Here is a 13,169-nt window from a genome sequence, read left to right on the forward strand (position 1 = left end):
TTTGATCAAAAATTATTTGGCTAAAGCCAATTGGAATAAAATGCCATTTTTAAAATGGGCCAAAGCCTAAATCGGTTTTTCTAAACCAACTCCCTCAAATCAACCGGAACTACCCTGGAAACCCCGGCCTCAATCATAGTAATGCCATAAATAATGTCAGTGCTAGCCATTGTGCGTTTGTTGTGCGTGACGATGATGAACTGGGATTCACCACTGAACTGCTGTATGATCTGGTTGAATTTATCGATGTTCGCATCGTCAAGAGGAGCATCGACTTCGTCAAAAATACAAAAGGGCGCAGGCTTCAACAGGTAGATGGAAAAGAGTAGGGAAGTAGCCGTCAGGGTTTTTTCCCCACCAGAAAGCTGATTGATTGTCAGCGGTCGCTTGCCTTTGGGCTTGGCCATGATCTCGATTGCGGATTCCAGCGGATTGTTGGGATCAACCAATGACAGATCGCAGTCGTCCTGCTCGGTGAACAAGGAGCGAAATACTTTCACGAAATTCTCTTTGATTTTGTCAAAGGCATCCAAAAAGGTATCCTTTGCAACCTGATCTATTTCTTTAATCGTGCTGAGCAAAGATTCCTTTGCTTTGACTAAATCGAATTTTTGGGAAGTGATGAAATCGTAACGCACCTTAATTTCATCATAGGCTTCCATCGCCATCGGGTTGATAGGCCCAATTTTGTCCAGTTTATCTTTCTGCTTGGTAACCAACTCCCGAAGTTTATCCTCCGCAAACTCGCGGAACTCCTCATCTATCTCAGGATTTTCGGCCATCAGTTCATCCAGATCCAGCTCAAATTCCACACTGAGTCTTTCTTTCATGCCAGTCATTTTCAGCTTGATCTCATTCACTGCATTTTCAAGTTCGTGAATCAGCTGATCGTAACTTTCCTTGGCTTTTTGAATGCTACGAATCTGTTGATCGGTATCGTCGATCTGCGCTCTTGAGGCGTAATAATCCTTCTCGGCTTCCTGCACGCCTTTTTCTATGCCTTCTTTCTCCGAGTAGAGTTCAATCAGTTCATCGTCTTTGACTTCATTGTTGTCCAAAAGTGATCGCACTTCGGTATCGAGTTGGGAAAGCTCAGTTTGTGACTTTCCTATGCGCTCTTTGGAACCTTCGTAGGCAGTTTGCTTAAATTCTATCTCTTGCTCCAGACTAGTGACCCGGTTCAAATGCTGATGGTAAAGTATATTCTCTGAGTTGAAAGCCTGGGATTTCTCTGTCAGCAGGGCAGACTCCTTTTCATGAGATTTATTCAGCTCTTCCAGTTCGTCGTGCATGGCTTCGAATTCCGCTCTTTCGTCAAAAAGCTGTGGCTGAATCTCAGTCAAACTTTCTTCTATAGAAGCAATTCTTTCCAAAATATCTTCACGCTTATTAGCATTGGAGCTGAGAAGCTCAGCCAGTTGCTCCTTTTTGGTGCGCACAGAAACGAAGTCTTGATTGATGGCATTGATCTTATTTTGCCATTCTTCCAGTGTCTTTTTGTAGCTGATTTCCTTCAGCTTCATCAGTTCCGAAAGTTTGTTGTCCAGGTTGTTTCTGGTGCTGCTGACTTTTTTATTGAGTTCTTTGATCTCCTTGTCCAGCTTCTCTAGATTTTTTGCTCGGCCTATTCTTTTTCCTTCGAAAAGACCTACGGATCCACCTGAAATACTGAATTTCCGTTTGGTGAATTTTCCACTTTCTGAGATAAAAATCGCGTCATTATCCTGCGGAAAATCCCGGTGCTCTCCTTGCACCAAATAGACATTATCCAGGATAAAGTTGATCAGGCGAGAATATTTCACATCAAACTCAATAATTTCCGTAGCTGCGGTGGCGTTCGCAAAAAGCTTGTTTTGACTGGGTTTGAACCGCTCAAAATGCTCTAGGACAAAGAAATTAGCTTTTCCTCTAGCCGAATCGCTCAGCAATTGTATGGCTGCTATCGCCTGAGATTCTGTATCGACTACATAGTAATTCATGTAGCTGTCCAGGTAATTTTCTATAGTCACTCGATACTTCTCCGAGGTAGTCAGGAGGTCAGAGAGGAGGGGGATATCCTTGCCCCAACTGGAGTTTTTCTTCAGAAATTTGATCGCCTCAGGAAAACCTTCCAGATTCTCCACCAGAGATTTGGTGAGATTGTATTCGTTGGTTTTGGAATCCAGCTTTCGGGAGGAAGTCGTGAGTTCTTCACGAATCATCTCTATCACCCGGTTGGTTTCTTCGATCTTTTGATCGAGATCTTCCTGCTTTCCTTTCAGCTCCTGATAGCCTTTGGTGGACTCGTCAAGTTCCGATTTGATGGTGACCAGTTTCTCTTCAAAATCCATCAAGTTGGCCTCTTGAGAAGAATCGTCACTAGACGTTCGCTCAAGCTCTTGCTTAAGTGTGGAAAGTTGGATCTGTTTGATCTCAATGTCTTTGCTTAGCTGATAGACTTTCTCTTTAAGCGTCTCGAAGTTTTGGTTGATAGTCTTTTGAGCAAGTTGTTTTTCCGCTTGAATTAGTTTCTGACTTTCGTAAGCCTCTCGCAGTTCGGCAACAATCACTTCTTTCTCTGCAAGCATCTTTTCAGCGGATTCTTTTTCTTGTTCCAACGATCGAATACTGAATCCAGCACGATCGTTTGACTTGCGGTCAGCATCAATTTGTTCGCGCAGTTTTTGAGATCGGTCTTCGAGAAACCTTAGCCGTTCATTCTTGATTTTTTTCTCTGATTCAAACGTCCGAATCTTGTTAACATGCTCGTTAAGTGCTTTTTGACGGCTTGCGAGGAGCTTTTCTTTTTGGATCAAATCCGCCTTAGATTGACTCAGGAGCGCTTCTTTGTCAGCAACCTGTGTTTGAAGCAGCAGTTTTTTGTCGCCTTCCTCCTGAATCTTTTGATTGGCATCGATCAGTGACCGAGTATATTTCTCTATGCTTTTCTTGGCCAGATTGATACTCGCCACACGATAATCCTTTTTGATTTCGAAATAGTTTGAAGCTTGTTTGGCCTGCTTTTCAAGGCTTTTCAGATTTTTCTCTATTTCATAAAGCACATCTTCCACGCGAGCCAAATCGTCGTCGGTGTCCTGAAGTTTGCGCAGCGTCTCTTTCTTTCTGTTTTTGAATTTGGAGATGCCAGCAGCCTCTTCGAAAAGTTCACGCCTGGAGTTATTCTTGTCGTTGAGGAGTTCATCGATCATTTTCAACTCGATAATCGCATAGCTATTCGAATTGATGCCGGTATCCATGAAGAGATTAGTGATATCCTTCAAGCGACAGCTGACGTCATTGATCAGGTATTCGCTGTCACCTGATCGGTAGTAGCGACGGGTGATGGTGACGTAGGTGTATTCGGTAGGGAGTAGGTTTTTGGTGTTTTCAAAGGTGAGGGAGACTTCAGCTAGATTGGAAGGTTTACGGTTTTTGGTTCCGTTGAAAATCACGTTCTCCATCTTGTCTGAGCGGAGCAAACGAGTTTTTTGCTCACCCAGCACCCAGCGTATCGCATCGACTACATTGGATTTGCCACAGCCATTTGGCCCAACCACCCCGGTGATTCCTTTGTCAAAGTTGATCACCATTTTATCACCAAAACTCTTAAACCCCTTGATCTCCAGCTTACTGAGCAGCATCCTTTTGTATTTGTATTAAATAGAGAAACAAAATAAGATCATTTAGGAGATTGTACAAGGAATTGGGCTTAATAGCTCTCAGTAATCGGTTTTTAGACCCCACTGAAAAATGAACAATAGTCAAGTTCAAAATTCAATTATCACCAAAATTAATACTACGTTCATCTCTCACGAACGGCTATCATCACTTATTTAATGGGCTAACTGATATAGATTCGATTTGCGTTCTCCATATGTCCTGTGTACCCTCTGTGGTTAAAAAAATCTGTTTTACTTAATGAAATCAATTAACTTACCTCCGTGGATTTAGGAAATATAGTTTATATCGTAGCAGTCTTGGCCTATTTTATCTATCAGGCTACGCGTGGCAAAAAGAAAAATCAGGCTGATAATCAACCTGAAATGTCGGATGAACAGCAGCAGAAGCCAGTTTCTTTTGAAGATCTGATGCGAGAAATCCGAGATGCCCAGAAACCTAAGCAAGCCGAGCCTGTAACCACAAGACAGCCTACACCCGTAGATCTCCCTAAACCAGTGGAATACAAACGTGCGGCAGAACCGGTGGTTAGACCCGAATGGCGCCCAGATCCCGCCCCAGCAGTGAAGCGTTTTCCTACCAAAAAGTGGGAGGAAGCTGATGATGAGATTGAATATTATCAGGGAGCTTTTGAGAAAACAGAATCGGCACTGACCAAAACTTCTAAAGGAATTCCTGAAATCCCTTCTTTTAAAAAGATAGAAGTAGAGTCGTCCAATTCCATAAAAAATCGATATGAACGCCTGCTCAAAGACCCTAAATCTATTAAAGATGCGATTATCCTGAAGGAGATTTTGGATAGAAAGCACTTCTAACCTATTCTCTAACTTTTCACTTTAGGACTTTTGTCAATTTTGATCTAAAAGGAAAAGAGGAGTCCTTTCCGTGTATTCTTACATGAATTCACTGACATGGAAGAACTTCACTCTTCAAAATGCTCATTATTTGGTTCTTGATTTAAACAAGCAGATCCAATCTTGGTTCTACTCTCGTATTTCTAAAAAAATGAGACCATGGATCAGATCAATTCAAAAACAGGTAAGCTCACCCAATCCCGTAGGGAATTTGTAGAACGAGCTGGTATCACCGCAGTCATGTCGACTTTCGGTTTGGCATTTTTCACGGCTTGTTCTGAATCTGAAGATACGGCTCCAGGTACTACTACCACGCCACCACCTGCTTCAGCACCAACCGGCACAAATGGTGTTTCTGTTTCCGGTAATATTATCCGGATAGATTTGGCTGCACAGGCGCGACTAGCCACTGCTGGAGGCTGGTTATTGATCATCAATGCGCAAACCTTGGTGGTCAATGTAGGCGGAGGATATTTTGCGATGACCTCAGTATGTACTCACTCAGGCTGTGACAGGAACTGGACATTCTCAGATAGTAAATTCACGTGCACTTGTCATGGTTCTGAATTTGACACGACCGGGACTGTACTCAAAGGACCAGCCACCCAAGCGTTAAGATCCTATGCTACCGCATTGAACGGCAACACGCTAACGGTGACGAAATGATGAAATGGTTAGTCCTTTTCTTCATTTTTCAAAGCATCTTCTGTTCTGCACAGACTTTTCAGACCGGCTCAGGAAATGTAAATTTTCTTTCCAAAGCCCCATTGAGTGAATTTAATGGAGTGTCTGACAAGCTTCATGGTTTAATTGATCTGACTGAGAATGTGCTTGATTTCTATATTGATCTCAACACCTTAGAGACAGGAATAGGGCTGCGAGATAAGCACATGCGGGATAATTACCTAGAAACCAAAAAGTATCCCTTTGCTGAGTTCACCGGAAAAATGAATGCAATTCCCTCTTTCACTGCGGGGGTAAAGAATAATGTACAGGCTGTGGGAGTTTTTAAAATTCATGGAGTGGAGCGACCTGTGGAAATAGAAGGTACGCTGAGCAAAAAATCCACTGGTGAATTAGAGCTAGTCGCAACCTTCGATATTCTTCTTTCAGATTACGACATTCCCGTTCCCTCTCTAGTGTTCTATGAGCTTGCAGAAAAGCAAGTTGTAACTATCAAGGCCACTCTCCAACCCAAAAACTAATGACAAGACTGCTACTTCTTTTATTTATTGGCATGTTTCCTATGACACTTTTTGCTCAACTGGAGCGAAAGCTAGAAAATGAAAATCAGCCTGTAGAATTGATTTTTCACGCGCCCAGGCATATCAATCTCCTTACGGTAGAACCCTTGAGTAAAAAATCCATGCATTTCGCCATTATGCACACCTTTGGCACCTTGGACGGTGGGATAGAAAATCTTTTTGGATTAGATAATGGTGCTAATATTCAATTCAGCTTCGAATTTGCACTTAGCGAAAAACTGTCTCTGGCGGCTTCCCGAAGTAGTAGAGACAAAGTTTATAATGTATTTGGGCGCTACCATATCTTTCAGCAAACTCAGAATGGAAACTTGCCTTTTTCACTCAGTGTGGCAGGCGGAGGAGGCGTGAATACTTCTAGCTATGATTTTCTTCCAGAATCTGCACCGAATTTCGGTGAGCGAATGAGTTATTTTGGTCAAGTTATGTTAGCTCGGAAGTTTTCTCCTAAAATCGCTGTACAGGTGACGCCAATGATGGCATATTTTACAGACCCGCGACCAGTATATCAAATAGAAGGAACTGAAAATTTCTACCTCGCACTTGGCTTTTCAGGCAAATACAAAGTGACCGATAGATCTTCTCTTACGCTTCAATTCATCCCTAACCTAAACACAGATTTGCGAAATAATTTTGGAATCGGATGGGACGTGGAAGCAGGAGGACATGTTTTTCAGATGTACTTCGTCACCTCGCAGGCCTTGAATGAACAATATCTTTTGGCTGGAGGAAATGGCACCATTGGAGATGAGTTCCGATTGGGATTTAATGTGAATCGTATTTTTGCAACAGGGAAAAAGAAAAGAAATAAGGAATAGTAGCTTCACAGTTAATCACAGTACCTACATATGCGTGACTTTTTACTTTGTTGATATTCTTTCATACGTTTTTACGGTGATGTTACCTTGTCGGCAACTATCCTGCAGTACATAGTTGTAGTGTAGCCATGAAGAAATATCGTCTAAGTCCTCTTGCTCTTCTGGATAGGCATGTAAGTAGTAATCATAAATCAACACCTTCAATCGCTGAGGAAATTCTGGTGGATTTTCTGGAAATTGATAGAGAGAAAAGAGTGAGCTCTGGGCGATGGAATCATCGGGGATTAGAATTTCCTTGCTGAAAGTCAGAAAGCTATGTGTGTATATAGGTATTTTAAAATCAGTGCTTTGTGTGATTTTTTCTAAGTTGCTTATTAGGTTGTCAAATTGTTTGAGATTTTGCTGATAGGGTATGGCGAGTATGGCAGGTGCAGTGAGTGTTAGACTCAAATAGAGTGGGAATGATTTCAGATTAGCAAGTTGAATACCCAGCACGAGTGCGAGATTAAATCCCGCCATTTTTAGATCGAGTTGGGTCAAACTGACTCCGACTCCAACCAGTAAAAGTAGTGTCAAATAATTTTTCCAATTCTTGGAATTGATCCATTCTTTGGTACCCAGCGCTATCAACATACTGAGTATAGGAACCAATATAATCAGGTGCCTCGGATTGAGGTAAATGGGATTGTAGAATTCAAGTGTGGAAGTCATAAACCAGAAGCCTATAATCAAGCAAAGAATCGCTAGCGCAAACTCATAAGCTGGAGATCTTTTTGACTTTAGCCCAAGCGCAATTCCCGGGATGGCAAATACAATCCATGCCCAGTACGAACGCTCTACCAAGGTGATGACGGGGAGTATAGTGAGCCGTCTAAGGATGGACCACAAACCCTTGTCTGCATAAGTGTATTCAGAGATGTAATGTCCGGCATTGATAGAGGTAATCCGGTGGAGTGGATCGCCGAATTTTACCCAGAAATAGCTAAGATAGAGCGCAGAGAGTACAATTGCCGTTGCCACTAAAGACAGATAAAAAGAAGGCTTGAGGTCTTTTCTTTTCCAGTCAAAATAAAATAATAGGATGGGAAAGGGTGCGAGTAGAACGATTGTTTCTTTTGTCAAAAAGCCCACAAATAAGCTCAATACTAAGATAAACGCAGAAAGTATTGGGCTACTTTTTCTGAATGTAGCAGCCACAGGAACCAAACAAGTCCATAGAACGAGCGAGCTATCAGGATAAACTTTTGTCAGAAAATGAAGAAAATAAACCTGAGTGCAAAACCAAACTGTCAACATCCAAGCTGGGGCAGATTTGGGCAGGATTTTCATCAAGAAAAGAAGACTCAAACCATAACTCAGCAGGGAAATCAGGGAAATTCTATGCGGCTCAAAACCCAGCAAATGCCCAATCAAGCCAGAGGGGACATAAGCACCCCAGCGAGATGAAAAATGGTAATCATTCACTTCCATCGATCCTTCCCAGAAATTTTTCCCAGCGAGCAAATAATATACGTCATCACTGAAAGTGATCCCATCATAGCCGAAGGACCAGTACAAGACCAGGAAAAGAATACCTCCTGCAAATGCCGTGAATTGGGCTTTGGATAAAAAAGGTTGAGGATTGAGATGATTCATTGCACTAAAAGTAGATGGTTTTTTATTCTTCTTCAGAAAAAACACCAGATTGATTTGCGACAATACACGTCAATTGTAGCGATAGCTTACCGCGATTGTTTACTTTTAACTTACCAAAATTAGAAGCACCATGAGCCAAGCTGGAAAGATCGAGCAACAGAAAATATTACGGGTTTTTAAACTGATTAATTTGCTGCAAAGCCCAATCGGGAAGGCAGTTCATCGACTTGCTGAATTGTTGGAAACAGACGAGCGGACTATTTACCGGTATTTCAAGCTATTGGACGCTCTGGGCTTTGAGGTGATCAAAGAATTCAGCAAATATAAGATCCAGCAGAGACCAGGGAACGACCAGACACTGAACTTCAGCACTTTTTCGCAGGAGGAAAATCAGTGGCTCAGAAGTCTGATCGAAAGCCAGGGCAAAGGGAATTTGCTTCATGATTCGATCTTAAAGAAACTAGCTGTTCGCTCGGAAGTGAAGCAGGGAACGGAGCAGCTGTTCAAAGCGAATATGAGTAGATTAGTGGATGAAATAGGCCTAGGAATTCAGCAGAAGAAGCAGGTTTGGCTGAAAGAATATTATTCCCTGAGTTCGGATACGACCAGTGATCGCTTGGTGGAGCCTGTCGCTTTCTCAGCCAATTATGAAGCTATCCACGCCTTTGAACCGGCTAGTAAAAGTATGAAGGTATTTAAAATCGAACGAATTGGGGAGGTAATTCTAAGTCAGGAAGCATGGAAATATGAAGCTAAGCATCAGCTTCCAGGCACACAACTTTTTGGTTTCACAGGTAAAAACAAATTTAAGGTCAAATTGAAATTAAGTAAAAAAGCCTACCAACTGATGATGGAAGAGCATCCCAATGCACGACCTTTTATGACGATCAAAAATAGGAATCAGTATTGTTTCGAAGGAGAGATTCCTCAGCTTCCAGGACTTGCCAGATTCATCTTAGGTTTGCCAGGTGAGATCAAAGTGGAAGAAGGAGAGGAGATGAAGGTTTATTTGGCGGAGCAGCTCAATAAGATGGCTCTTTAGATCAGGGTAATCTGAAAGATGTGCAGAAGCATAAACCGAGAGAACTACAAATTCATGACGACCTTCTAATTACTGGTAAATCTATTTCCAAAAACAATAATAACTACCGCACCGAGTAAGGTCACTCCAACGAAAATACCGGTACTCAAAGGCGGATTTGCTAGTAAAATGGAAATATAATATCCTGAAATAGCCAGAACTCCCATAACTATCAATACGGTCATCACAAAAGTGGGCAAACCGTTTCTTTCAGCATTTCCCTTCTCTCTTTGCGGTAAGCTACTATAACCCGCAATTAGGTTTGGGTAAAATTTGGCCAATATCCCAAGTCCGATATAAAGCAGTCCAATGAAGATAGTTTCCATGATTTTTGATAATTAAGGAGATAATTTTCTGTCAAGATACTAATCTGAACTTAGACTGAAAAAAGAAGCTTAGTTTACGCTGAAACCTTACTAACTAAACAAAAGAAACGGGCCTAGAAATTAATTTAAGCCCGTTTTCTCAAGTCTAATGTCTAACGTCTAGCATCTTATTTCAGAGACTTTGTCATCTTATCCACTTTTTTACTCAAATCCAGAATAGCTTTTGCGTAGCGAGAATCCCACTCTTCCAGGCGATCAGTAGCTTTCGTTTCCACTTCATACTTGATACCCGGAAGGATCCATGAAGCATAGCCAGAGAATGGATCATTAGCTACATAAAGCGATTTATACCAGCCACCGAAATACATTCCTTTGGGATCTAGCCAGCTTTTCTCTAAGGAAATCAATTGCTTGTTCAGCGTGGAGATATGCTTGTCAGCTAATTTTCCAGAGGCAAGCTTTGCATTCATCGCAGTTTCGTAAGCTGCAGAGCTGGCTTTTAGCTTTGCGATAGCTGCATCGACTTCGTCAAAAGAAGTAAAGGAAGAATCCAATTCTTTTACAGATTTCACTGCATTATCAAAGTGCAGCCTCAAGTCCTGTGCATATCTCGGCACATCGTAAGGGATAATCGTAGCATTGGCTAAGCGAAGGGTGAGCACACCAATCACAGATGCGACCGTTCCACCCATTTTGAAAGTTGGGTCAACGAATTTGCTGTAATAATGGAAGTTGTCATAGTTAGAATGATAGGCAGAAGTACCGCCTGATCCGCCGCTCATACTTGGCACGCCCGCATACATGTAGAAAGCAATATGATCTGATCCACCACCTAAGTTTCCGATTGATGGTTCTTTTTTATTTCCTGCCCAAACTTCAAAAACCGTCTTCGAAGAATCTGGGAAGGCTACTTCTTTGGAAGCTTGAATAATCAGATTTTTCAAAGTAGGAGCTGCTGAAATACCAAAGTTTCTACCCGAAACCGCTCCATCGAAATTCATATAAATTACCCCTTTTGCGCCAAGTTCATCCGTGAATTGCTCCACCCATTCCGTAGAACCGATCACCCCCTGCTCTTCAGCATCCCAGTGACCAATTAGAATGGAACGCTTAGGTCGGTCGCCGTTTTTCACCAATTCGCCTATAGCTTCGGCCAAAGTCAGCATCATGGCTGTGCCTGAATTAGGGTCAGTAGCTCCGAAACTCCATGCATCATAGTGACTGCCTAGAATGATCCATTCGTCTGGATATTCAGATCCCACAAACTTGCCCACAATATTATTTGCCCGGATAAAATCCACCGGCTGCTCTACTTTTACGCGTACTTTTAGGTCCGATCCGCCGGTAATTCTATAGTCAAAAGGCAAGCCTCCCTGCCATCCTTCTGGAACGGATGAGCCTTTCATTCTGCTCAAAATCTCCTTAGCTGCACCATAGCCAATCGGCGAAACTGGAATGGTGTGAAATGCCACGTCTTTTGGGTCCAGGCGTTTTATTTTTTTATCACCATCCAATGGAAGCGCAGGCTCAAATGGCGTCAAAGGATCTCCTGTATAGTCCAGCGTCAGCAAAGAACCACGCTGAATCGTCGTTTCATTATAGAAAGGTCCGTCTGGATACACATCGCCTTTTCCAAAACCTGAGTCTTTGGGATCGGTATAGATGATCAATGCTGCTGCGCCATATTGCTCAGCAAATTTGGCTTTGAAGCCTCTGAAGTTTCCGCCATACCGTGCAATCACTACTTTTCCTTTCAAATCAACGCCCATTTCGGCGAGTTTTTCAAAGTCAGCCTTCACGCCATAATTCACATAAACTACCTCCGCGGTGACGTCTCCAGAACCAGAATAGGCATTGAAGCCCTTGTGAAGTCTCGGGTCTGTAGAAAAAGGATCACCCTCAATAGGTCCTTCTTGCTGAGAAAGAAGAATCTTTTCAGGTGTGATAATCTCCAAAAGTGACTCGCCTGGATCATTTGGCAAATAAACATCATAAGGGTAGGATGTCACTTCCATACCCGCATCTTTCATCACCTTAGTCATATAGGCTGCCACGGCTTCATTTTCAGGCGTACCAGCGATGTGCGGAGCTTTGGTCAGTTCTTTCAAATGCACTTTGAACTGGTCGAATTGAACAGCCTTGAGGTATTCTTGCTCCAGGTTTGCTTCTTTACTTTTATCCTGCGGAAAAAAGCCTGTGACCTGTTGGGCTTGGGTAGCTAGGCTTATGCCAAAAGCGAATGCGATCCCTAAAAAAGGTTTGGTTATGGACATGATTAATTATTGGTTAAAAGCGATGAAACGGATAATACGTGTTCGGAAGGGACATTGACGATGCGCTTTGTTCTGAGGTATCTTCCAAGTTCGTATTCGTCATAATTTGGATTTTCAGGATCAAAGCTGGAGATTCTGACTAAGCCTCGGGAATGGATAAATTCTCCATTTCCTATCCACATACCTACGTGGACTACTCGTTCTTTTTTCTCCTCAGTACCTTTTACCCCGAAAAACAACAAGTCACCGACCTGTAATTTGCTCCAGTCCTTATCCGCATCCACGAGTTCGCCTTCGTTAATCTGCTGGGAAGCATCACGAGGTATGATCTGACCATTGAGGTAAAATACCGTTTTGGTAAATCCGCTGCAATCCACGCCTTTGATGGATGTTCCTCCCCAGAGGTAAGGGGTTCCCATCATTTGCTTGGCGGTAGTGATCAAGGCTTCTGGAGTTGTGCTTCTTGAAGCGATCCAGCTTTCCCAGTCTTGGGCTTCGCGCGCTGCGATCCAACCTTCTCTACCATCTGGAAGGGAAATCTTAAGCTTATCCTTAGTCTCATCCTGGACAGTTAAAATATCTCCGGCAACTAAATCAGAAACCATTTCTGACTCATTTTCATCTTTCCACACGTATCCTGTGAGCGCAGTGAAAACCACCTTTGGTTCTCTAAACCAATGGGCTAATTCCTCCTCGGTCATCAGATGAATTCCTGCCCGATCCACCCAAGAAAGATAACCATCAGGAGTTTGGACTAGGTACCAACCATCGTCTTTTTTGAGGACAGTTAAGGGAGTTCCCATCAAGGCTTGGGTAGCTAATTCGGCGGAGTGCTTTGGGTTGCTTCGGATATTGGCCACAGATATGGTGACTAGTGCTTTGGTTTTCTCCCCCAGAGCAGCATCTGGCAATCGAAGTACAGCGTCAGTGAATTTTATCTGCTGAGCCTCAATCTCTTTGATCAATTCCTGAAGTGCTTCCAATTGATCGGTTTCACCTTTCAGGGAATCGTTTTCAAAATTGAGATCCCAAAGAGCTACCCGCTTGTCTGGAGCAACTTCAGCTCTTTTGGCTTCGATCAGGTTGGTTACTTCTTCTGTATTCTCATTTTTTTCGCAGGAAAATAAGAGGGTAGTCAAAAGGACTAAATTGAGGATATGGTTACTTTTCATATGTTTATAATTTGATCTTTAATGGCCATATGGAATCTCGCATTTCGAATAATCATCCCAATATGTGACTTTTTAGTCAGGCAGGCCTGTA

General features: G+C 42.6%; 10 protein-coding genes. 5 read left to right on the forward strand and 5 right to left on the reverse strand.

Features of this window, described 5'->3' with window-relative positions; all coding sequences use genetic code 11:
• Positions 1-80: 80 nt before the first annotated feature.
• Positions 81-3,620, reverse strand: a complete 3,540-nt coding sequence (smc, locus tag ABJH64_RS19625) for a chromosome segregation protein SMC (protein WP_348275650.1) — start codon at positions 3,618-3,620, stop codon at positions 81-83.
• Positions 3,621-3,920: 300 nt separating this feature from the next.
• On the opposite strand from smc, the gene ABJH64_RS19630 reads away from it, so the two are divergent.
• The 4 genes from ABJH64_RS19630 (at position 3,921) to ABJH64_RS19645 (ending at position 6,591) form a co-directional block, all read left to right on the forward strand.
• Complete coding sequence (locus tag ABJH64_RS19630) at positions 3,921-4,472, forward strand: hypothetical protein (RefSeq protein ID WP_348275649.1); 552 nt, start codon at positions 3,921-3,923, stop codon at positions 4,470-4,472.
• Positions 4,473-4,670: 198 nt separating this feature from the next.
• Complete coding sequence (locus ABJH64_RS19635) at positions 4,671-5,177, forward strand: Rieske (2Fe-2S) protein (RefSeq protein ID WP_348275648.1); 507 nt, start codon at positions 4,671-4,673, stop codon at positions 5,175-5,177.
• Positions 5,174-5,716, forward strand: a complete 543-nt coding sequence (locus ABJH64_RS19640; protein WP_348275647.1) for a YceI family protein — start codon at positions 5,174-5,176, stop codon at positions 5,714-5,716. The genes ABJH64_RS19635 and ABJH64_RS19640 overlap by 4 nt, the downstream gene beginning before the upstream one ends.
• The gene (locus tag ABJH64_RS19645) at positions 5,716-6,591 is read left to right on the forward strand and encodes a DUF5777 family beta-barrel protein (RefSeq protein WP_348275646.1); all 876 of its coding nucleotides are present in this window, start codon (positions 5,716-5,718) and stop codon (positions 6,589-6,591) included. Before ABJH64_RS19640 ends, ABJH64_RS19645 begins: the two co-directional genes overlap by 1 nt.
• A gap of 42 nt (positions 6,592-6,633) precedes the next feature.
• Here ABJH64_RS19645 and ABJH64_RS19650 read toward each other — a convergent pair whose 3' ends face one another.
• A complete protein-coding gene (locus tag ABJH64_RS19650) occupies positions 6,634-8,226 on the reverse strand; it encodes a hypothetical protein (protein ID WP_348275645.1) in 1,593 nt (530 codons plus the stop codon).
• Positions 8,227-8,356: 130 nt separating this feature from the next.
• Here ABJH64_RS19650 and ABJH64_RS19655 point away from each other — a divergent pair, with 130 nt between their 5' ends.
• Entirely contained in the window at positions 8,357-9,268 is a 912-nt protein-coding gene (locus ABJH64_RS19655) for a WYL domain-containing protein (RefSeq protein ID WP_348275644.1), read from the forward strand.
• A 65-nt stretch (positions 9,269-9,333) separates the two neighbouring features.
• Here the strand turns inward: ABJH64_RS19655 and ABJH64_RS19660 are convergent, their stop codons facing one another.
• From ABJH64_RS19660 to ABJH64_RS19670, 3 genes are all read right to left on the reverse strand, one after another.
• Entirely contained in the window at positions 9,334-9,633 is a 300-nt protein-coding gene (locus ABJH64_RS19660; RefSeq protein WP_348275643.1) for a DUF3784 domain-containing protein, read from the reverse strand.
• A 167-nt stretch (positions 9,634-9,800) separates the two neighbouring features.
• The gene (locus ABJH64_RS19665) at positions 9,801-11,906 is read right to left on the reverse strand and encodes a M28 family peptidase (protein WP_348275642.1); all 2,106 of its coding nucleotides are present in this window, start codon (positions 11,904-11,906) and stop codon (positions 9,801-9,803) included.
• Between the two features lie 2 nt (positions 11,907-11,908).
• A complete protein-coding gene (locus ABJH64_RS19670) occupies positions 11,909-13,078 on the reverse strand; it encodes an NlpC/P60 family protein (protein WP_348275641.1) in 1,170 nt (389 codons plus the stop codon).
• Positions 13,079-13,169: the final 91 nt, after the last annotated feature.

It is taken from the genome of Algoriphagus sp., assembly GCF_039969895.1.
Classification (GTDB): domain Bacteria; phylum Bacteroidota; class Bacteroidia; order Cytophagales; family Cyclobacteriaceae; genus Algoriphagus.